Source organism: Streptomyces sp. NEAU-W12 (assembly GCF_026242095.1).
Classification (GTDB): domain Bacteria; phylum Actinomycetota; class Actinomycetes; order Streptomycetales; family Streptomycetaceae; genus Streptomyces.
On sequence record NZ_JAPJDM010000011.1, the window covers coordinates 139,430 to 159,354 of the forward strand.

Here is a 19,925-nt window from a genome sequence, read left to right on the forward strand (position 1 = left end):
GACATGGCCGCTCACACACCCGCCCCCGCCGCACCACGCGTACGGGGACGCCACCTGGGCTCCACCGTGGCGGGCCTGCTCGTCCTGGGCGTCATGCTCTTCCCGCTCTACTGGATGCTCAACACGGCACTCCAGCCCGAGTCCGGACTGCTCCAGGTCGACCCGGTTCCCGGCAGCCTGGACCTGTCCGGGTTCTCGAAGGCCATCAGTGACCAGGGCGGACACCTGCTCACCTCACTGGTCGTCTCCCTCGGCGCCGTCGCCATCTGCCTCGCCGTCTCCGCCCCCGCCGCCTACGGGCTGGCCCGCTTCGGGCTGCGCGGCACCCGCACCATCGTGTTCGGCACCCTCATCACCCAGATGGTCCCGGGCATCGTCATCGCCAACGCGCTCTACAGCTCCTACGTCGACCTCGGCCTGGTCAACTCCTACTTCGGTCTCATGCTCGCCGACGCCTCGCTCGGCATCCCCTTCTCCATCGTGCTGATGCGCGCCTTCATGGTGTCCATCCCCGGCGAGGTCGTCGAGGCCGCGCAGATCGACGGCGCCGGACCGGTGCGCACCTTCGTCCGCGTGGTGCTGCCGATGAGCCGCAACGCCCTGATCACCTCCGGCCTGTTCGCCTTCCTGTTCTCGTGGAGCGACTTCATGTTCGCGCTCACCCTGAACACCACCGACGACGTCAAACCGATCACCCTGGGCATCTATCAGTACATCGGCGCCCACGTCGGCGACTGGGGCTCGGTGATGGCCGCGTCCGTGCTCTCCGCCGTGCCCGCGGCGATCCTGCTCGTCCTCGCCCAGAAGTACATCGCCGCCGGCATCACCGGAGGCTCCGTCAAGTGACCACCGCACGAACCGAGGAGAGCCCCCAGCACATGTCCGACTTCCCGAGCTTCCCGCCCGGATTCGTCCTCGGGGCCGCGACCGCGTCCTACCAGATAGAGGGGGCGGTCCGGGAGGACGGCCGCGGCCCGTCGATCTGGGACACCTACAGCCACACCCCCGGCCTGGTGGAGGGCGGCGACACCGGGGACACCGCCTGCGACCACTACCACCGTTACCCCGAGGACGTCGCCCTGCTGCGCGACCTCGGCGTCGGCTCCTACCGCTTCTCCGTCGCCTGGCCGCGCGTCGTGCCCGACGGCAGTGGACCGGTGAACCCCAAGGGCCTGGATTTCTACGAGCGGCTGGTCGACGAACTCCTGGCCGCCGGCATCGAACCCGCCGCCACCCTCTACCACTGGGACCTCCCACAGGCCCTCGAGGACCGGGGCGGCTGGCGCGTGCGCGACACCGCCGAGCGGTTCGCCGAGTACACCGCCGCCGTCGCCGACCGGCTGGGCGACCGCGTACCGCGCTGGATCACCCTCAACGAACCGTGGTGCAGCGCCTTCCTCGGCTACTCCGTCGGCCGCCACGCACCCGGCGCCCGTGAGGGCCGAGGCGCCCTGGCCGCCGCCCACCACCTGCTGGTCGCCCACGGACTCGCCGTACAGGCACTGAGGGCGGCCGGTGTGCGCGAGGCCGGCATCACCCTCAACCTCGACCACCATCTGCCCGCCACCGACTCCGCCGCCGACCGGGCCGCCGTCGTCCGCGCCGACACCCTGCACAACCTGGCGTGGACCGACCCCCTCCTGGCCGGCCGCTACCCCGGCACCGAACAGGACACCTGGGGCGAGCTGATCACCGGCCAGGAGTTCCGCCGCGACGGCGACCTGGACCTGATCTCGCAGCCGCTGGACTTCCTCGGCATCAACTACTACCGTCCCATCACCGTCGCCGACGCCCCGTACCGCGAGAGCGACCCCGCCCGGCGCGTGGCCACCGACAACCGGTACGAGGAGGCACCGACACCCGGTGTCCGCCACACCGCGATGGGCTGGCCGGTGGTGCCCCACACCCTCACCGACCTGCTGGTGGACCTCAAGGAGCAGTACGGGGCCGCCCTGCCGCCCGTCCACATCACCGAGAACGGCTCCGCCGAGGACGACCGGGTCACCGACGGCGCCGTCCACGACCACGACCGCGTGGCCTATCTGCGTGACCACCTCGCCGCCCTGCGCGCCGCCATCGACCGGGGCGTCGACGTACGCGGCTACTACGTCTGGTCCCTGCTGGACAACTTCGAGTGGGCCTACGGCTACGGCAAGCGCTTCGGCATCGTCCGCGTCGACTACGACACCCAGCGGCGCATCCCGAAGGACAGCTATCACTGGTACCGGCGGATGATCGCCGCACAGCACCCCTGAACCGCCCCGCACGACGGGCACAGGGGCCGTCCCGTCAGGTGACGGCCCCTCCCCGGGCTCCCGGCGCCGCGGCCGGTCCGCCCGTGCCCGGCCCTCCGGTGCTCAGACCGCCTGCGCCGGGCCGTCGGCGCCGGCCTCGGGCACCGTACGGAACTCCACGTCGACGACGCCGTCGACATTGCGGCACAGCTCCTCGAGCTCCTCGGCCATGGCCTGGGACGACAGCTGCCCGATGAGCCTGACGTGACCGTGCGTCACATTCACCTCGACCGCCGAGGGAGCCTCGCCGAGCGCCCGCACCAGCACGTCCTCGACGATCTCCGTACGGATCGCCCGGTCCTCGCGCACGAAGACGCGCAGCAGGTCGCTCCTGCTCACCACACCCCTCAGCCGGCCCGCCGCATCGACCACCAGCAGCCGCTTGATCCCGTGCAGCGCCATCACCCGGGCGGCGTCCACCACGCTCCAGTCCTCGGCGGCACACAGAGCGGGTGACGTCATCAGTCCGGTGGCGTCGGTGGCCCACGCCTTCTCCGGCCGGGGCGCCCCACCGGACCCACCGGCGTCGCCCTCCTGACGGCCCCACATCTTGTGCAGCAGATCCGCCTCCGACACCACACCCACCGGACGGTCCTCGGCGTCGACCACGGGGACGGCGGTGATGTCGTACTCGAGCAGCAGGTGCGCGATCTCCTTGAACGGCGTTCCGCCCTGGATACGGACGACGGCGTCACTCATCACATCGCGCACCTTCTGGTGGCTCATGGTGGCGGTTCCTCTCTGCTCCTGGCACAGGTCCGACGGACGGACGACCGCTGTGCGCACGCGGCCGTCACCGACATCATCGCCGGTCGGGAGTATCGAACCGGCCCCTGTACAGTGCGGTGATCCGGGCCGACGCGGAGCCCGGAGGGTATCGGCAGGGGGAACTCATGGCCAAGGTCACCGTCACGCTCGACGCCGAGCTGGTCGTGGAAGTCATGGTGCTGGCCGGAGTCGGGTCGCCCCAGGACGCCGTCGAGGTCGTGGTGCGGGACTACATCGCCCGCGGCCACCGCACGGAGACCCGCACCGAACGCAAGGACCAGCACCTGCGTGAGGTGGACCTCCGGCCGCAGGAACCGCAGGGCTGAGCGCGCGGGCGGGGCCCACGGGGCCCGGGCCGTCACGGGGTCCGGATGCCCCCCGGGCGGGCGGGGCGGCCGAAGCGGGCGGGGACGCCCGGCGAGTAGAGGACGCTCACGGGACCGCCCGCCGGCTTCGGCAGGCCCGCCGCCGTCACCAGGTCCTCCTCGCACTCGACCACCTCGGCGCGGTGCAGGGACCAGCGCGGATGGGTGTTGGGCAGGTACATCGACCGGCCGAAGAAGGCGCCGTGCAGACCCCAGCGGGCCGTCAGGAAGTGTTCCAGCTCGGTGGGTTCCCCGATCCGCTCACCGACTCGCACGGTGACCCGGCTGTGGGCACCGCGAGGGCCGGGCCAGCGCCGCGAGCTGGTGTACGTGACGGTGTCGCCGCTGTGCCGGACGGCCATACGGGACCACAGGTAGGGCATCCGGAAGCCGATCCGGGCAACCGTCACGGGAAGCAGCCGGGAGGCGTCCAGGGAGAGGAACACCACGCCCCGGCGCCCGTGTTCGTCCACCGAGTAGAGGCGGACGTTGGTCTCCGGGAAGGATCCGAGGTACGGAATGCCGGGGAGGCGCAGCCAGCCGACCCGGTGCATCCGGAAGGCGACCAGCCCCACGTAGGTGACGCCGTCCAGGGTGTCGGGCACGGTGCCGGGCGGCAGCAGAGGCGCCACGTCGGCCGGGTCCGCGGCCCAGTGGAGGAAGGTCAGATCCAGCCACGACTGGGTGAGCAGCGGACGAGCGATCGCTTGCGGAGGGTCGGCGGTTATGGGTTCCGGAGGCACCGGGGGCGGGGTCGGCGACATCACAGCAGTATCCCAAAAACCCCGGAAGAGCACGGTGCCAGGGGCTGCCACTCCGGGTGACGGGTGACTCAGGACGGACGACCGACTCGCGAGTGCCGGCGGTTCACCGGTGCCGGCCCCGCCCGGCGCAGCCGGAACACCTCGTCGGCCACGGGCCTTGCCCGCCTGTTCCCCGACCTCCGCGCGGGGGTGGCCGGATCGGCCGAGGTCGCACGGGCGACGCGCAGCCGGCGCGCACGGTCCGGCTCTGTCCGGCCGGATTCCTGGACGGGGCCGGACGGGGCGGCGCGGGCACGTGGTGCGATACCTCGGGGCGGGCGGGGTGCGCCGTCCGGCTGTCAGGCGGTGCTCCTCCGTTCGCGGGCGCCGTCGAGCGCGCCGCCGCCGAGGCCTCCTGCCGGGGCAGCCGCCGGAGCCGGGGCGCAGGGCCCGATGACGGCCGGACCTGGCTCCGCCGTCCCGGTGGCTGCCGTCCCGCACACGGGGGAGTCGGGGGCGGCGGGCTCGGGGGCGGCGGGCTTGCGCAGCAGGAGGAGCGCCGCGTCGTCGTGCAGCCTGCCGCCCACATGCGCCAGCAGTTCCTCGTGCAGAGCCGCGACGGTGCGCGCCGGATCGTCGTACAGATGCCGGGCAAACCCTTCGGCGAGCGGGTAGAACGCGCGGTCGGCGTCGCGGGCCTCGGTGACCCCGTCGGTGTAGAGCAGCAGCTGGTCCCCGTCGCCGAAGGACAGCACCTGGAGGCCGGGGGCCTCACCGGCCAGGGCGCGCAGCCCCAGCGGGGGCGCCGGCTGCGCGGGCTCCACCGCCGTCACGCCGGCTCCCCGGACCAGCAGCGGAGGCGCGTGCCCGCAGTTCACCAGTTCCAGGCGTCCGGGCTCCGGGCATCCGGCGACCACGGCGGTGACGAAGTCGTCGTTGCCGAGGTTGCGGGCCAGACTCCGCTCGATCCTGCCGACGACGTCCAGCAGATCGGGCTCGTCGCAGGCCGCCTCGCGGAAGACGCCGAGGACGAGAGCCGCGGTCCCCACGGCCGGCAGACCCTTGCCTCGGACGTCGCCGACGATCAGCCGCACCCCGTAGGGGGTGGGAAGCAGGGCGTAGAGGTCTCCGCCGATCCGGGCCTCCGCAGCGGCGGCACTGTAGTGGACGGCCACCTGGAAGGGGCCGACGGTGGCCGGCGGCGGTCGGAGAAGGGCGTGCTGCGCGGTCTCGGCGACGGAGCGGACGGCCGCGAGGACGCGCTCGCGGCGTGCGCGCACCGCCCCGGCCAGGCTGCTGGCCAGGGTGACGCTCGCCAGTACGGCCGGCACGGCGACCAGGTTTCCGCCGGTCGCCCCGTCCATGACCCCGAGCACGAGGCTCAGCAGCGTGGCGAGCAGACCTACCCCGGCGACTCCGCGCCATCCGCAGGTGGCGGCCGCCAGCGCCGGCCCGGCGGCGAGCAGGGGCAGCCAGATCAGGCCGGTACCCCCCACCAGGTCGATGACCGTGATGACACAGACCAGCAGTAAGGGCAGTACGGGCGTACCGACGGCCCAGTGCGCGAGCACCCGGGTCCGGCGGTCGCCACGATGCTGTCGGGCGTGACTCATGTGTCGTCCGCGATCCTCACTGCGCACGGCGCGCGTTCCTGGACGTCTTGCCCGTTCAGGAAAATCGATGCGTGTCGGGCACCGCAAGGGAATGATTTTCAGATAGTGAGAGAGAGGTTCCGGGTGATGCGGTCGGCGGTGGCGATGAGCCGCGCCCGGATCCCCTCGAGCCGGGAGAGCCGGTCCACCCGCAGGGACACACCGAGCGAGCCGAGGGTCTCCCCGCTGTAGACGGGGACCGCGGCGCAGACCGTGCCCAGTGCGTACTCCTCCAGGTCCGTGACGACGGGAGCCGCCGGGCTGGAGTCGAGCCGGCGGAGCAGTTCCGGCGCTGTGGTGACCGTGCGGGGCGTGAGATCGTTCAGGGGGTGCCGGGAGAGGTACTCACGGCGGGCCGCGTCGTCCAGCTCCCGCAGGACGGACTTGCCCAGCGCGGTGGCGTGCCCGGCGTCCTCGAAGCCGACCCAGAGATCCACCCGGGGAGCGCGGGGACCGTCGGCGATCTCGGCGACCCGGATCTCGCCGTCCTCGTAGAAGGTGAGGTACGCGGCGGTCGAGAGTTCGTCCCGCAGGGCGGCGAGTGTCGGCCGGACGCGGCTGAGCAGGGCCTGACCGCTGCCGGCGGTGTGCAGCGTGTGCAGCTGCTCGCCGAGGACGAAGCCACCGTCGTCCAGCTTGCGCAGGTACCCGTCGTGGACCAGTGTGCGCAGCAGGTGATAGGCGGTGGCCAGGGGAAGCCCCGCCTCCCGCGCCAGTTGCTTCGCCGGCGCGCCGTTCTCGTGTGCGCTCACCGCCTCCAGCAGACGAAAGGCGCGCTGCACGGAGGTGATGAGTGTGGGGCCCGCGCTCATGGCACCAGCGTGCGCCGGGCCCGCACCGCGGGCAAGGTGACCGGACGGCCTTCCCTCCCCCAGGGGAAAACGGCACGTGTGGGGTGCCACGACATGGATACGCGGTGGGGACGGCATCACCGGTCACCACCACCGCACCACGGCCGTCCGGAAGGTACTTCGACGCCATGGACAGCTCCCGGCAGGACCACGACGCCGACGGCACGGACAGTGCCCCGTCGGCCGCGTACCGCTCCGAAGTGACACTCGACGTCAACGGAAGGCCGCACACCCTCCTGATCGACCACCGGCGGACCCTGCTGGACCTTCTGCGGGAGGACCTGGACCTCGTCGGGGCCAAGAAGGGCTGCGACCACGGCCAGTGCGGCGCCTGCACGGTGCTGGTCGACGGCCGCCGTGTCAACAGCTGTCTGCAACTGGCCGTCGCGCTGGACGGCCGCGACGTGCTGACGGTGGAAGGACTCACCGAGGGGGACCGGTTGCACCCCCTGCAACGGGCCTTCCTCGACCGGGACGCCTTCCAGTGCGGGTACTGCACGCCCGGACAGATCTGCTCGGCCGTCGGTGTCCTCGCCGAGGCCGCGGCCGGCCATCCCTCCCACGCCACCGACCCCGCCGCACCGCCAAAGCAGCCGGCCGTGCTGGACGCCGCCGAGATCCGCGAGCGGCTCAGCGGCAACCTGTGCCGCTGCGGTGCCTATCCACGCATCGTCGAGGCCGTGCGGGACGTGGTCCCGTGAAACCCTTCGGATACCTGCGGGCCACGACCGTGGAGGAGGCAGCCCGAGCTCTCGCCGCGCACCCGGGCGCCCGCTGCCTGGGCGGCGGCACCAACCTCGTCGACCTGATGAAACTGGGTGTGGAGCGGCCCGACCTCCTCGTCGAGGTGAGCCGCCTGCCGCTGGACACCGTCGAGGAGCTGACGGACGGTTCCCTGCGCGTCGGCGCGACCGTCCGCAACAGTGACCTCGCGGCCCACCCCCTGGTCCGCAACCGGTATCCCGCGCTGTCCCAGGCGCTCCTCGCGGGTGCTTCCGGCCAGCTGCGCAACGCCGCCACCACCGGCGGCAACCTGCTGCAGCGGACCCGCTGCCCCTTCTTCCAGGACGTGTCCAAACCCTGCAACAAGCGGGCACCGGGCAGCGGCTGCGGCGCCCTCGACGGCACACACCGCGACCACGCGGTCCTCGGGCACTCCGACCACTGCATCGCCACCCATCCCTCGGACATGGCCGTCGCGCTCGCCGCCCTGGACGCGCGCGTCGAGCTGTACGGCTCCGAGGGCGCCCGGAGCGTCCCGGTCGCCGCGTTCCACCGGCTGCCCGGCGACCATCCCGAGCGGGACACCGAGATCCGCCCCGGTGAACTCCTCACCGGTGTGGTGCTCCCCGCCGCCACGGCCCTGCTGCCCTCGGCCTACCGAAAGGCCCGCGACCGGGCCTCGTACGCCTTCGCCCTGGCGTCCGTCGCCGCCGTCCTGCACCTGTCGGACGACAAAACCGTCGCACACGTGGGCCTCGCCTTCGGCGCGCTGGCCCACCGGCCGTGGCGGGCGACCCGCGCCGAGGACGCGCTGCTGGGCGGGCCGGCGACCCCGGACGCGCTCGCGCACGGCATCGACCTGGAACTCCGGGCGGCCCGGCCCCTGCGGGACAACGGGTACAAGGTGGGCCTCGCCCGCGGTCTCGCCCTGGACGTCCTGACCCGGCTCGCCGCGCCCGCCAGGACCTGAACCGGCACGTCACAGGAGGCCACCATGACCGGCACCGGTCCCACAACGGGTGCTCCGGCCGAGCGCCGGGAAGGACACCGGAAGGTCACCGGCAGCGCCCGCTACGCCGCCGAACACCCGCTGCCGGGCCGCGCCCACGCCTGGCCCGTGACCGCCACGATCGCCCGCGGCCGGGTGACGGCCGTCGACACGTCGGCGGCCCTGGACCTGCCCGGAGTCCTGACCGTGCTCACCCACGAGGACGCGCCCAGGACCGCCGAACCCGACGACCCTACGCTGGCCGTGCTGCGGGATCCCCGCGTGCCGCACCGGGGCTGGTACGTCGCACTCGTCGTGGCGCGCTCCCCGGAGGAGGCCCGTGCGGCCGCGGACGCGGTCCGTGTCGAGTACGCCGTGGAGGAGCACGACGTGGCCCTGCGGGCGGACCACCCCGACGCGTACGAGCCGGACACCGCCAACGGCGGCTTCCCGGCCCGCCGGGAACAGGGGGATCCCGAGGGGGCCTTCGCCTCCGCGCCCGTCCGGGTCGACGTCGCCTACCGGGTGCCGCCCCTGCACAACCACCCCATGGAACCCCACACGAGCACGGCGCACTGGGAGAGCGACCGGCTCGTCGTCCACACCTCCAGCCAGGGGACCACCACGGTGCGCGCCACACTCGCCGCGCTCTTCGGCATCCCCGAGGACCGGATCACCGTCACCGCCGACCACGTCGGAGGCGGCTTCGGCTCCAAGGGCACCCCTCGTCCCGACGTCGTGCTCGCCGTCATGGCCGCCCGCCGGACGGCCGGGCCCGTGACCGTCGCCCTGCCCCGCCGGCAGCTTCCCGCCGTCGTGGGCCACCGGGCGCCGACCCTGCACCGGATCCGTCTGGGCGCGGGGACCGACGGCCGGTTGACCAGCCTGACCCACGAGGTCCTCACCCACAGTTCCCGCATCAAGGAGTTCGTGGAGCAGGCGGCGGTCCCCGCCCGCGTGATGTACGCCGTACCCCATTGCCGCACGCTCCACCGGCTGGTGCGGCTCGACGTGCCCAGTCCCTCGTGGATGCGTGCCCCGGGCGAGGCGCCCGGGATGTACGCCCTGGAGTCCGCGGTGGACGAGCTGGCGGGTGAACTGGGCACGGACCCGATACAGCTGCGCCTCGCCAACGAACCGCAGCGTGAACCGGACAGCGGCAAGCCGTTCAGCAGCAGGCACCTCACGGAGTGCCTGCGGGAGGGCGCGCGGCGGTTCGACTGGGCAGGGCGCGACCCACGGCCCCGCTCCCGCACCGAAGGGCCCCTGCTCGTCGGCACGGGCGTCGCGGCAGCCACCTACCCCGTTCTCGTGGCACCCTCCACCGCCGAGGCACGCGCGCTGCCGGACGGAACGTTCGTCGTACGGACCAACGCCACCGACATCGGCACGGGAGCCCGCACGGTGCTCGCCCAGGTGGCGGCAGACGCCCTCGGCGTGCCCCTCGACCGGGTGCGCACCGAGGTCGGCAACAGCGACCTGCCCTCCGCACCGCTGGCCGGCGGCTCCTCCGGGACCGCCTCCTGGGGCTGGTCCGTCCACGAGGCGTGCACCCGGCTGGCGGACGCCCTCGCCGCCCGCACGGGACAGCTGCCCGACGAGGGGATCACCGTCCACGCGGACACCACGGGACAGGCCGACGCCGACAGCCCCTACGCGCGCCACGCCTTCGGTGCGCACTTCGCGGAGACCGCCGTGGACCGTGTCACCGGCGAGGTCCGGGTGCGCCGGCTGCTGAGTGTCTATGCGGCGGGGCGGATCCTCAACGCCCGCACCGCGCGGTCCCAGTTCGTCGGCGGCATGATCATGGGCCTGGGCATGGCGCTGACCGAGGGCAGCGTGATGGACACCGCCTTCGGCGACTTCAGCGAATCGGACCTGGCGGCCTACCACGTGCCCGTGCACGCCGACGTGCCCCGAGTCGAGGCGCACTGGATCGACGAGGAGGACGCCCACCTCAACCCCATGGGGAGCAAGGGGATCGGCGAGATCGGCATCGTCGGCACGGCGGCGGCCATCGGCAACGCCGTGCACCACGCCACCGGCATCCGTTTCCGTGACCTCCCGCTGACGCCGGACAAGGTGCTGACCGCACTGGCGGGCTGAACGGCCCTGCCGCACGCCCCGCAGGGTCAGGGTCCAGGCCCGGGGCGGATCGCGAGGACCGCGATGTCGTCGTCGCTGCCGGCGGCCAGTCCGATGAGCAGCTCGTCGCAGAAGACGTCGAGGGGTTCGTGGGCCAGCCCGGCGGCGTGTGCGCGGAGCCGGTCCAGGGCGTGGTCCAGGGACTCGGCGCGACGTTCGATGAGGCCGTCGGTGTACAGCAGCACGGTCGAACCGACCGGGACCGCGTCACTGGCCTGGGGACGGACCACTGAGGGGTCGACGCCGAGCAGCAGCCCCGCCCCCTCCTCCAGGTAGCGGGTGCGGCCGTCCGGGCTGACGAGCAGCGGTGGCAGATGGCCCGCGGACGAGTGGACGAACTGCCAGAGGCCGGTCCCGGATTCCTTGATCAGACCGTAGACGCAGGTCGCGACGGCCTCTTGGCGCAGGGTGTGGTTCGCCAGGTCCAGGCGGTGCAGGACCTCCCCCGGTGGCTCCTGCCGGTCCACGGCGATACCGCGCAGCATGCTGCGCAGCTGGCTCATGGCGATGGCGGCGTCGAGGTCGTGCCCGGCGACGTCACCGATGACCAGCGCCGTGCCCCCGTCGGGCAGGGCGAAGCAGTCGTACCAGTCGCCGCCGACCTCGGCCGTGGCGGAGGAGGCAGCGTAGCGGGCGGCCAGCTGGAGACGAGGGATCTCGGGCAGTGCCGACAGGAGCGAGCGCTGGAGGCGTTCGGCGATCGTCCGCGTCTCCTGGTGGAGACGGGCGTTCTCCACCCGCAGGGCGATCGCGTGCGCCAGCTCGTCGACCAGCGGCAGATCCTCCTCGGTGAACGGCTTCCCCTGTCCCCTCCGGGCGAACGTGAGCGCGCCGATGATCTTCCGGGGCGACCGGAGGGGGACGACCACCGCGCTGTTCGCACCCAGCCTCCGGAACATCTCCGCGTAGTGGGCGTCCAGCGGGCTCGCGGCCCGGCCCGGGGCCGGGGGCTCGGTGAACAGCAGGGGGCCCGCCCCGCGCAGCGCACGGGCCAGCGGCCCCTGGGCGGTCTCGGACAGCGGCGGAAGCCGGCCCTCGTACTCCTCGGGCCACGCCCCCTGGGCGACACCGTGCATGACGCAGACCCGCTCCACCTCGTCCTGTGCCGTGAACAGGTCCACCAGGCACCAGTCGGCCAGCCAACGGGTCAGGACCCGGCCCACCCTCCGCAGGCCCTCGTGCAGATCCGCGAGGGAGCTCAGGGCGGCCCCCGTGTCGGCCAGCAGCGAGAGCCGCTCCAGCTCGGATACGCCGCCGGCCCGGCCCACGCCCGTTCTCCGGTCCTGCCCGGGGGAGACGGGCCAGGGGACGCCGCCCGCCTCCCACCGGGCTCCGGTCCGCATCCGGCCGGGCGGACGGGCCGGGGCCGACGGCACCGATCCCCTCGGGGAGAACTGGGCCACGAACACGGTGCGGCCGTCGGCGGTCTCCTGGCTCTCGACGGACAGCCGGACGGGCACCAGCCCACCGTCGCGGTGCAGGGCGGGGAGCGGCAGCGACCGGCCCAGGATCCTGGGCTGCCCGCTGAGCAGCAGGGACGCGAATGCCACGGTGTGACGCCTGCGGAGATGTTCCGGGATGAGCGTGGTGAGCGGCTTCCCGACGAGATCGTCCGCGGACCAGCCGAACAGGTCCGCCGCCGGTCCGCTGACCGCGATGATCCGGTTCGACTCGTCGGCGGCGATCGTCGCGACCCTGCTAGCCCGTACCCGGCCGGCGTCCCACAGCACCGGATCCGAGGCGCCGGCGCCCGGTAGCCGGGGCATCACCGTCCACGCCGTGGGGCGTTCCCCGGCGAGTTGGTCGCCGATCTGATCGAACAGCCATTCCTGGAAGCCCCGCCCGCGCGGAAGCGCCGGCAACGTCAGGAGAAGCCCGTCACGGGCAGCCTCCTCGGCCACGTCGAGAACCGCGAGCAGGGTCTCCATCGGCGGTCCGGCGTCCGAGGGCACCGACAGGGGCAGGGACCCGAACGCAGCCTCGCCGCGTTGCTGCCGCAGCGCGGCCGTCACCCCCGCGCTGATCACGTCGTTCATGTCGAGGGCCACCGCGAGATCCTCCGCGGTCACACCCGGGACGTCTCCGGCGGCCAGGGCCAGAGCGGCCTCGTTCAGCAGTGTGTGCCGGTGCTGCGTCCAGGTCAGGCAGAGCGCCGCCGGCACATCGAGGAGCGTGACCGTCTCGCCCGGCCCGAAACGGGGTGCGGCGGCCGCCCACCCGTCCGAGGGCGACGGCGATCCCCCGGGCCCCAGCTCGAACCACACCGTCTTGACCGCCTCGCCCGTGTCGACGCCGTGCCGGGACGCCAGCCGCTCGACCAGGGCCAGCCCCTGCCCCGTACCGGTGTACGCGGAACCCCCGTAGGGCACGAGCCCGCGCTCCGGCCGCCGATCGCTCACCCGTACCAGGACCCCGTCGTCACCCGTCCGGGCCGTCACCTCGATCTCGGTGCGTGCGTGCAGCACCGCATTCGTCACCAGTTCGCTGACCAGGAGCTGCGCGGTGTCCAACGTCTCCGGGGCGGCGTCGCCGAGCGTGGCCCGCACGAACCGCCGAGCCTCCGCCACGCTCCCCGGCTCCGGGGGGAACCGCCGTGACGGTGCCCCGGGGGCCTTGAGGTCGCCCATGGGTTCAGTCTGCCCCACGGCACCCGCCCCCGCGTGCACACCCGCCCGCCCGCCGCACGCGACCGGTGGGTCCGTCCGCAGCGGCCTCGTCCCGTGCAGACCCCAGAACCCGGCACGCGCAACCCGGCACCCTCTCCGGAGGACGTCACGGCACGACTCGTGTGGCGCATGTCCATGTCTCTCGACGGCTTCATCGCCGCATCGCCGCATCGCCGAGCTCGTGGCTCGCCGGCTCCCGGGGCGGCGGCCCCCCCCCACGACGGCGTACCGGGCGCCGGCCGGTGTGACCAGGAGTGGTGGCCACGGTGATCGGACGACGCCTGCCCGGCGTGGCCAACGGCCGGGAAACGTACCGCGGCCGCGGTGGGCACGGCGCCGCCGGTCAGGCCTTCGCGCTCGGCCTGGTCGAGGAGGCGGCCAGGGACGCCCTCTTCCGGACCCGCGTCAGGCCTGCCGTTCCGGCCGGGCGCTTCGGTCGAGGGTGATCCGCGCGGCAACCGGCAGATGGTCGCTGCCGGTCTCGGGCAGGGTGCGGAGGTGACGGACGGCGGCCGAGCGGGCCATCACCTGGTCGATGCGGGCCAGGGGCAGCGCGGCGGGGAAACTGAGGGCGAAGCCGCGTTCCGCCACGTCCATCGAAGAGGTCAGCGGGGCCAGACCGCGGTCGTCGACGGTGCCGTTGAGGTCACCCAGAAGGATCACCGGATCCAGCTCCTCGGCGTCGAGGGCCCGGCCCAGCAGGCGGGCACTCTCGTCCCGGTTGGCCGAGGCGAGGCCGCCCGGCCCGACCCGGACCGAGGGCAGGTGCGCGACGTAGGCCGCGATGTCCCCGTGCGGGCTGCGGACCACGGCCCGCAGCCCGCGGCTCCACGGCTCGGTGATCCCCCGGGGCTTGATGTCCAGCAGCCGGGCGCCGGTGAGCGGATGTCTCGACCAGAGGCCGACGGTGCCCCGGACCTCGTGGTACGGGTAGCGCCGGGTGAGCATCCGCTCGTAGACCGGCAGCGCCGCCGGCACCAGTTCCTCCAGCGCGATGAGGTCGGCGCCGGCATCGGCCAGGGCGCGGGCGGTGCCCGCCGGGTCGGTGTTCTCGTCACTGACGTTGTGCTGCACCACCACCAGGTCCCGCGCGCCGGCTCGCGGTTCGGGCAGGAACAACCCGCCGAAGAGACACGTCCAGGCGGTCACCGGCAGCAGCAGGGCAGACAGCGCGGTCGCCGAACGCCGCAGCAGCGCCGCTGCGAACAGCACCACGACCACCACCCCCAGCCAGGGCAGGAACGACTCCAGCAGACTGCCCGCCCGGCCCACGGAGTTGGGCACCGCGCGGTGGAACACCAGCAGCCCCGCCGTCAGCACCGCGGCCGCCGCGATCACCCGCCCCCGCGTCCAGACCGACCCGCCGCGCGCGCCCCACCGTATGCCGCCCACCCGTTCCTCCCCACTGCCCGGACGCCTGCCCACATGATCTTTTTCTTCAGGACGCGCTCCCGCGTGGCGCGGGTTCCGTGTGGGGTCACCTTCTGGTTCCTCAGTCACCAGAAAGTGCGTTCTTCCATGTCAGCGGCCACTCTCTTACGGTTTCCGAGTAACCACAGGTGACCAGGACCGCCCGCCGGGGCTGTCACGGGCCTGGCAGCAGAGAGCCCGCGGGCTCACAGCACAAGGAGGCAAACAGCATGGCCATCACCCTGATCGACCCCGAGGGACTTCCGGAGATCGACGTCTACCGGCAGGTGGCGATCGCGTCCGGTTCCAGGACGGTCTTCGTCGCCGGGCAGGTCTCCTGGGACGCCGACGGCGTCACTGTCGGCGCGGGCGACCTCGCTGCCCAGGTGGAACAGTGCTACCTCAACGTCGCCACCGCCCTGGCCGCGGCCGGCGCCACGTTCGCCGACGCCGCGAAACTGACCGCCTACGTCGTCGACTGGACACCCGACAAGATGGCGCAGTTCATGGAGGGCGCCACCCGCGCGGCACGGAGGCTGGGAACCACCCCGGCGGCGCCGGCCACGCTGGTGGGCGTACAGGCACTGGACATCCCCGACCACCTGGTCGAGATCGAGGCCGTCGCGGTCCTTGACTGAGGCCCGTCGCGGTCCGTGACCGCGGCCCGGGACGTCAAGAACGGTTACGGCCCACGGGCACGTCGAGCCGGATGAGCGTCCTGGTCCTCCCGCGGGCGGCCGGGGCCTCCCGGCGTTCCCGGTCGGCCTGGTGCTGCCACCGGGCGGGGCCGGGGAGGAGCGGGTACTTGCCACGTGGCTCCGAGCGGAGGGGAAGAGGGCCACCCGCCCTCACCGACACCAGCCGACGGAGGAGGGGACGAGGACCCGACGGCCGGTGGCCGTGGCGCCGGAGATGCCGGCCGGCGCCCCGTATGCCGCCCGCGGCGGTGACGCGGAGCCCCTTTGGCCGGGCGCTGCCGGTCCCGCCGGAACCTCCCTCCCCCCTCCTCCGTCATGCGCTCCAGAGTGCTGCCGCTGTCACGTGCCGTGCGTCAGACACGGAAGACATCGAGGAAACTGCTCCAGAACCCCTTCTTCCGTCCCGACTCCTGCCGGGCCGGGGCGGACGGCGCCACGGCCCGGGGCTGCTCCGCACCGGGCGTCGAGGCACGGCTCTGCAGAGCCGCCGCCATGCGTGTGGCCGGCGACGGGCTGAAGGTCGCGGGCAGTGCCACCAGCGCCCGGTGGAACGGCCCCGGCCGCCACTGCAGTTCCTCCTGCGGCACGGCCAGCGCCAGGTCGGGCAGCGCGTTGAGCAGCCGCTCGATCGCGGTGGTCGCGATCACCGTCGCCGGGTCCTTGGCGGGGCAGGCATGCGGTCCCGCCCCCCACGCCAGGTGCGCACCCTTGCTGCGCGTGCGGCGGGCCTCGGCGAGCGCGGGGTCGCTGTTGGCACCGGCGAAGGAGATGACGACCGGGGTGTTGGCCTCCACCACATGGCCGCCCAGGTCGACGTCCTGGACCGGGTAGTGCGTCGCGTAATTGGCGATCGGCGTCTCGTTCCACAGCACGTGGTCGAGGGCTTCCTCGATCATCATGCCGCTCTGCCGGCCGCCCGCGCCGGACAGCAGCAGCAACAGGGCGTTGCTGATCAGATTGCGCTCGGGTTCCACTCCGGCGCCCATCAGGACGACCAGCTGGTCCTTGAGCTCCTCGTCGGTCAGCCCGGCCGGGTGCTGGATCAGCCACGAGGTGACGTCGTCGCCCGGCTGGCGCCGCTTGCGGGCGATCAGCTCCATGAGGCAGGCGGTGAGGTCCTCGTTGGCGCGCAGGGCGTCCTTGCCGTCGAAGATCGCCGACATCGCGGTGGTGAGGGTGTCACCGATGTCCGCGGGGCAGCCGAACAGCTTGTTGAACAGCAGCAGTGGCAGCAGCTTGGCGTAGTCGTTGAGCAGGTCGGCACGGCCCCGCTCGCTGAACTGGTCGAGCAGGTAGTCGGCGATCGGTTCCACGTCGCGGCGGACCCGGGTGATGTTGAGTCGGGCCAGGCTGTCGGTGACCGCCTTGCGCAGCCGCAGGTGCACCGCACCGTCGGTGAACAGGCAGTTCGGCCGGTACGCCATCATCGGCAGCACCGGGTTGTCCATCCCGATGCGTCCCTCGTTCAGCGCCTTCCATCGGCGGGCGTCACGGGCGAAGAGCTCGGTGTTCTGCAGGACGCGCAGCGCCATCTCGTGCCCCACGACCAAAGTGGCGTCCGCGCCCGGGGCGAGCTCGACCGGACCGGCCGGAGCATGGGCCCGCAACCGGTCGTAGAGCGCCTGCGGATCGGCGGCGAACGAGGCGTCGTGCATGGGGCATCTGCTGCCCGTGGGCGCAGATGTCTGCTGAAGATCCATGAAGTCTTCCTTGGTGAACCGGGAACGGCCGCTCCCGGGCGGGGTGGGCGCGGCCGTCAGGCCGTGCGCTCGAGCAGATGCCGGACGAGCGCGATCAGTGCCTGCGCGGAGGACCGCTGGTCGCGGGCGTCGCAGTAGACGACGGGGGTGTCCGGGAGCAGGTCGAGCGCCTCACGCACCTCCGCCTCGCCGTAGGTCTCGGACGGGTTGAAGGTGTTGACGGCGATGGCGTACTCCAGGCCGTACCCCTCGACGAGGTCGATGACGGGGAACGTCTCCTCCAGTCGCGCGGGGTCGACCAGCAGCAGCGCTCCCAGCGCACCGCGGGCCATGTCCTCCCACAGCTGCATGAAGCGCTGCTGTCCCGGTGTGCCGAAGAGGTACAGCACCAGGTCTTCGCTCAGCGTGAGACGGCCGAAGTCCAGGGCGACCGTGGTGGTGGTCTTGTCCGTCACGCCCCGCAGGTCGTCGACGTGCACCGAGGCCTGGGTCATCTTCTCCTCGGTGCGCAGCGGAGTGATCTCCGACAGCGAACCGATGAGTGTCGTCTTGCCCACGGCGAAATGCCCGACGACGAGGATCTTGGCAGCGTTGGTCACCGCGCTGGAGACGTAGATGGAGCCCTGGGCCGTCTCAGCTGATGAGGGATTGGAGTCCATGCAGAACCTTCTCGAGGGTCGCTCTGTCAACGTTCTGGGCCCGGGGCGGCTCGGCACGGTGGAGCAGGTGCCCCTGCTCGAACAGGTCGGTCAGCAGCAGGCGGGCCACCCCGACCGGCAGTCCGAGGTGACCGGCCACCTCGGCCACCGACAGGTAGCCCCCCGCGCACAGGTCCCAGATCGCCGTCACTTCGGGCCCGGCCCCGAGCGGAGGAGTCCGCTCGGGAGCCAGCGTGACGAGGGTGTGCAGTGCAAGATCGTCCGAGGACGGCAGGCTCCGGCCCCCGGTGATGACGTAGGAGCGGACGAAGTCGCTGGAGACGGACTCCTCCTCGCCGGGAGCCGTCATGAGCCGCCACCGTGGTCCGAGCGTGGTGCGACGCTCATCGCCTTGCTGAGCGCCACCACCGTCTTCTGCATACGGAACGACACGGCTTCCATGTCGACGTCGGGAGCCGCCGAGACGGCCAGGTAGGCGCCCTGCCCGGCGGCGCTCAGGAAGATCCAGCCACCGTCGTACTCGAGCAGTGTCTGCTTCCAGACGCCGTTGCCCGAGCCGACGAAGCCGGAGACCGCGCGGCTGAGGGACTGCATGGAACTCATCGCCGCAGCGTTCGTCTCCGCGTCGTCGCGCGAGATGTCGTCCGAACGCTGCAGCAGCAGGCCGTCACCCGAGACGAGGACGGCGTGACGGGCACCGCGCACCTCGAGCACGTCGTTCAGCACCCACGACAGGTCGGTGTTCACCGCTGATCAGGTCCTTCCATGGTGTTCGTGATCCGGCCGAGCTGGGTGCCGCGGGCGAACGCGCCGAGGCGCGACGCGGTCACCTCGCTGGCCTGCTCGGACGTGGGCTCGCCGGCCGTGGCGTCCGGCGAGGGCACCACCGAGATGGGGCCCTGCCGTCGGCGCCGCTTGGGAAGTCCTCCGTTGGTCTTGCCCACCACATGGGAGGGCCCCACCGGCACGGGAGCGAGCCGCTGCGGGGCGGCCTCCTCCCCGGAGGTCTCCTGGACGGGCTCGGCAGGTGCGGGCGCCTCGGCGGCAAGGAGACTTTCCGGTACACGGATCACTGCACGCACTCCGCCGTAGGGGGACACCGAGCCCACGGAGACGGCGAAGCCGTACCGCGCCGCGAGCATGCCGCACACCGCGAACCCGAACCGGGGCGGGTCGCCCAGGCTCGTGATGTCGACCGCGCCCTCGGGGGACAGCAACGCCGCCGCCCGGTCCTTGGTCTCCTGGTCCATGCCCAGTCCGGCATCGTCGACGATGAAGCACACACCCGTCGGGACGGCCTGGATGTTGACCTCGACCGGTGTGCCCGGAGCGCTGTAGGTGGTCGCGTTGTCCAGCAGCTCGGCCAGCACGACGGCCACCGGTTCGACGGCCTTCGTGGAGACGGAGACACTGACCTGGGCGTGGATGCCGACCCGGTTGAAGTCCTTGATGCGCCCCTGGGCGCTGCGCGCCACGTCGTACACGGTCGCCGCGCCGTCGCGCCGGCCCAGCCATCCGCCGCACAGCACGGAGATGCCCTTGGCCCGTCGGCTGAACTGGCTGCCGGTGTGGTCCACCGACATGAGGTCGGCGAGCACCTCGGTGTCGTTGCCGTACTTCTTCAGCAGCTCGTCGAGCAGCAGCTGCTGCTCCTCGGCGAGGGACTGCAGCGTTCCCATCGCCGACTTCAGTACGGCCTTGGTCGACGACTCGGCATCCGCACGGACGTCGGCGAGGTCGCCCTGGTGCCGCGCGTTGAGCGCGGTGATCTGCCCCTGCTGCTGGGCGAGCTGACCTTGGGTCTGCCCCAGGCTTGCTTCCAGGTCCTTCCTCGTTCTGCGGAGAGCCAGATTGGTTCTCCGCGCCCTCATCACTGCGAACGACGCAGCGATGAGCACTACCAGCAAGATCCACAACAGTGGATCCCGGATCAATGACGTCATGAGACTCTCTTCAAGTCGCATCGCGCCGGGAATGCGGGAGGTCCGCCGATCCGCACTGAACGACCCGGCCGTCGAACGGCTCGGGCCCGCGGGCGGACCACACCTCAATCCTTGGCGATGGGGCCTTAGAGACTGTCCCCCGTACGCGTTCATGACGCGCCGTCAGTCTACTGAAAGTCCGATGATCTTATCAGCTGCATATGCACAAAACGCATGCCCCGTGCCTCACTCGGCGACCCTCACCAGACCCTCACACGCCTGCCCTCCGTACACCACCGACGCGGAACGCATACCACCGGATCCCGAGTGAACCGGGCCGA

18 protein-coding genes are annotated in these 19,925 nt (G+C 72.4%); 7 read left to right on the forward strand and 11 right to left on the reverse strand.

Features of this window, described 5'->3' with window-relative positions; genetic code table 11:
- Positions 1-3: 3 nt before the first annotated feature.
- Entirely contained in the window at positions 4-846 is an 843-nt protein-coding gene (locus ORI94_RS16025) for a carbohydrate ABC transporter permease (protein WP_266075823.1), read from the forward strand.
- A 32-nt stretch (positions 847-878) separates the two neighbouring features.
- Positions 879-2,255, forward strand: coding sequence for a GH1 family beta-glucosidase (locus ORI94_RS16030; RefSeq protein WP_266076008.1), 1,377 nt, complete (start codon positions 879-881; stop codon positions 2,253-2,255).
- A 102-nt stretch (positions 2,256-2,357) separates the two neighbouring features.
- Here the strand turns inward: ORI94_RS16030 and ORI94_RS16035 are convergent, their stop codons facing one another.
- Complete coding sequence (locus ORI94_RS16035) at positions 2,358-3,020, reverse strand: CBS domain-containing protein (protein ID WP_266075825.1); 663 nt, start codon at positions 3,018-3,020, stop codon at positions 2,358-2,360.
- Between the two features lie 167 nt (positions 3,021-3,187).
- On the opposite strand from ORI94_RS16035, the gene ORI94_RS16040 reads away from it, so the two are divergent.
- The gene (locus ORI94_RS16040; protein ID WP_266075827.1) at positions 3,188-3,388 is read left to right on the forward strand and encodes a type II toxin-antitoxin system VapB family antitoxin; all 201 of its coding nucleotides are present in this window, start codon (positions 3,188-3,190) and stop codon (positions 3,386-3,388) included.
- A gap of 32 nt (positions 3,389-3,420) precedes the next feature.
- Here ORI94_RS16040 and ORI94_RS16045 read toward each other — a convergent pair whose 3' ends face one another.
- From ORI94_RS16045 to ORI94_RS16055, 3 genes are all read right to left on the reverse strand, one after another.
- Positions 3,421-4,191 carry a YqjF family protein gene (locus tag ORI94_RS16045; RefSeq protein WP_266075829.1) on the reverse strand — a complete coding sequence of 257 codons (771 nt, stop codon included), beginning with the start codon at positions 4,189-4,191 and terminating at the stop codon, positions 3,421-3,423.
- A gap of 338 nt (positions 4,192-4,529) precedes the next feature.
- The gene (locus ORI94_RS16050; RefSeq protein ID WP_266075831.1) at positions 4,530-5,783 is read right to left on the reverse strand and encodes a PP2C family protein-serine/threonine phosphatase; all 1,254 of its coding nucleotides are present in this window, start codon (positions 5,781-5,783) and stop codon (positions 4,530-4,532) included.
- Positions 5,784-5,881: 98 nt separating this feature from the next.
- Positions 5,882-6,634 carry an IclR family transcriptional regulator gene (locus tag ORI94_RS16055; protein WP_266075833.1) on the reverse strand — a complete coding sequence of 251 codons (753 nt, stop codon included), beginning with the start codon at positions 6,632-6,634 and terminating at the stop codon, positions 5,882-5,884.
- A gap of 167 nt (positions 6,635-6,801) precedes the next feature.
- Here ORI94_RS16055 and ORI94_RS16060 point away from each other — a divergent pair, with 167 nt between their 5' ends.
- Genes ORI94_RS16060 through ORI94_RS16070 form a run of 3 tightly spaced genes read left to right on the forward strand, consistent with a single transcriptional unit; the run spans position 6,802 to position 10,490 of the window.
- Positions 6,802-7,374 carry a 2Fe-2S iron-sulfur cluster-binding protein gene (locus ORI94_RS16060; protein ID WP_266075835.1) on the forward strand — a complete coding sequence of 191 codons (573 nt, stop codon included), beginning with the start codon at positions 6,802-6,804 and terminating at the stop codon, positions 7,372-7,374.
- Complete coding sequence (locus ORI94_RS16065) at positions 7,371-8,366, forward strand: FAD binding domain-containing protein (RefSeq protein WP_266075837.1); 996 nt, start codon at positions 7,371-7,373, stop codon at positions 8,364-8,366. Before ORI94_RS16060 ends, ORI94_RS16065 begins: the two co-directional genes overlap by 4 nt.
- Positions 8,367-8,390: 24 nt before the next feature.
- Positions 8,391-10,490, forward strand: coding sequence for a xanthine dehydrogenase family protein molybdopterin-binding subunit (locus ORI94_RS16070; protein WP_266075839.1), 2,100 nt, complete (start codon positions 8,391-8,393; stop codon positions 10,488-10,490).
- Between the two features lie 26 nt (positions 10,491-10,516).
- Here ORI94_RS16070 and ORI94_RS16075 read toward each other — a convergent pair whose 3' ends face one another.
- On the reverse strand, positions 10,517-13,156 hold the full coding sequence (locus ORI94_RS16075; RefSeq protein WP_266075841.1) for a SpoIIE family protein phosphatase: 2,640 nt from the start codon (positions 13,154-13,156) through the stop codon (positions 10,517-10,519).
- A gap of 444 nt (positions 13,157-13,600) precedes the next feature.
- On the reverse strand, positions 13,601-14,578 hold the full coding sequence (locus ORI94_RS16080; RefSeq protein WP_266076010.1) for an endonuclease/exonuclease/phosphatase family protein: 978 nt from the start codon (positions 14,576-14,578) through the stop codon (positions 13,601-13,603).
- A 257-nt stretch (positions 14,579-14,835) separates the two neighbouring features.
- Here ORI94_RS16080 and ORI94_RS16085 point away from each other — a divergent pair, with 257 nt between their 5' ends.
- On the forward strand, positions 14,836-15,243 hold the full coding sequence (locus ORI94_RS16085) for a RidA family protein (RefSeq protein WP_266075843.1): 408 nt from the start codon (positions 14,836-14,838) through the stop codon (positions 15,241-15,243).
- Positions 15,244-15,656: 413 nt separating this feature from the next.
- Here the strand turns inward: ORI94_RS16085 and ORI94_RS16090 are convergent, their stop codons facing one another.
- From ORI94_RS16090 to ORI94_RS16110, 5 genes are all read right to left on the reverse strand, one after another.
- Entirely contained in the window at positions 15,657-16,958 is a 1,302-nt protein-coding gene (locus tag ORI94_RS16090; RefSeq protein WP_266076012.1) for a cytochrome P450, read from the reverse strand.
- Between the two features lie 101 nt (positions 16,959-17,059).
- On the reverse strand, positions 17,060-17,662 hold the full coding sequence (locus ORI94_RS16095) for a GTP-binding protein (protein WP_266075845.1): 603 nt from the start codon (positions 17,660-17,662) through the stop codon (positions 17,060-17,062).
- Positions 17,637-18,011 (reverse strand): DUF742 domain-containing protein, encoded by a 375-nt coding sequence (locus ORI94_RS16100; RefSeq protein ID WP_266075846.1) that lies wholly within the window; start codon positions 18,009-18,011, stop codon positions 17,637-17,639. The genes ORI94_RS16095 and ORI94_RS16100 overlap by 26 nt, the downstream gene beginning before the upstream one ends.
- A complete protein-coding gene (locus ORI94_RS16105; protein WP_042170662.1) occupies positions 18,008-18,409 on the reverse strand; it encodes a roadblock/LC7 domain-containing protein in 402 nt (133 codons plus the stop codon). The genes ORI94_RS16100 and ORI94_RS16105 overlap by 4 nt, the downstream gene beginning before the upstream one ends.
- Positions 18,406-19,605 carry an ATP-binding protein gene (locus tag ORI94_RS16110; RefSeq protein ID WP_266075849.1) on the reverse strand — a complete coding sequence of 400 codons (1,200 nt, stop codon included), beginning with the start codon at positions 19,603-19,605 and terminating at the stop codon, positions 18,406-18,408. Before ORI94_RS16110 ends, ORI94_RS16105 begins: the two co-directional genes overlap by 4 nt.
- Between the last annotated feature and the right edge of the window lie 320 nt (positions 19,606-19,925).

What these genes read in the sequence shown, in the direction of transcription:
- ORI94_RS16090 (WP_266076012.1), bottom strand. Translation starts at nt 16,958, where the DNA reads ATGCACGACGCCTCGTTCGCCGCCGATCCGCAGGCGCTCTACGACCGG.
- ORI94_RS16100 (WP_266075846.1), bottom strand. Translation starts at nt 18,011, where the DNA reads ATGACGGCTCCCGGCGAGGAGGAGTCCGTCTCCAGCGACTTCGTCCGC.
- ORI94_RS16095 (WP_266075845.1), bottom strand. Translation starts at nt 17,662, where the DNA reads ATGGACTCCAATCCCTCATCAGCTGAGACGGCCCAGGGCTCCATCTAC.
- ORI94_RS16060 (WP_266075835.1), top strand. Translation starts at nt 6,802, where the DNA reads ATGGACAGCTCCCGGCAGGACCACGACGCCGACGGCACGGACAGTGCC.
- ORI94_RS16030 (WP_266076008.1), top strand. Translation starts at nt 879, where the DNA reads ATGTCCGACTTCCCGAGCTTCCCGCCCGGATTCGTCCTCGGGGCCGCG.
- ORI94_RS16040 (WP_266075827.1), top strand. Translation starts at nt 3,188, where the DNA reads ATGGCCAAGGTCACCGTCACGCTCGACGCCGAGCTGGTCGTGGAAGTC.
- ORI94_RS16035 (WP_266075825.1), bottom strand. Translation starts at nt 3,020, where the DNA reads ATGAGCCACCAGAAGGTGCGCGATGTGATGAGTGACGCCGTCGTCCGT.
- ORI94_RS16110 (WP_266075849.1), bottom strand. Translation starts at nt 19,605, where the DNA reads ATGACGTCATTGATCCGGGATCCACTGTTGTGGATCTTGCTGGTAGTG.
- ORI94_RS16050 (WP_266075831.1), bottom strand. Translation starts at nt 5,783, where the DNA reads ATGAGTCACGCCCGACAGCATCGTGGCGACCGCCGGACCCGGGTGCTC.
- ORI94_RS16055 (WP_266075833.1), bottom strand. Translation starts at nt 6,634, where the DNA reads ATGAGCGCGGGCCCCACACTCATCACCTCCGTGCAGCGCGCCTTTCGT.
- ORI94_RS16075 (WP_266075841.1), bottom strand. Translation starts at nt 13,156, where the DNA reads ATGGGCGACCTCAAGGCCCCCGGGGCACCGTCACGGCGGTTCCCCCCG.
- ORI94_RS16045 (WP_266075829.1), bottom strand. Translation starts at nt 4,191, where the DNA reads ATGTCGCCGACCCCGCCCCCGGTGCCTCCGGAACCCATAACCGCCGAC.
- ORI94_RS16070 (WP_266075839.1), top strand. Translation starts at nt 8,391, where the DNA reads ATGACCGGCACCGGTCCCACAACGGGTGCTCCGGCCGAGCGCCGGGAA.
- ORI94_RS16085 (WP_266075843.1), top strand. Translation starts at nt 14,836, where the DNA reads ATGGCCATCACCCTGATCGACCCCGAGGGACTTCCGGAGATCGACGTC.
- ORI94_RS16025 (WP_266075823.1), top strand. Translation starts at nt 4, where the DNA reads ATGGCCGCTCACACACCCGCCCCCGCCGCACCACGCGTACGGGGACGC.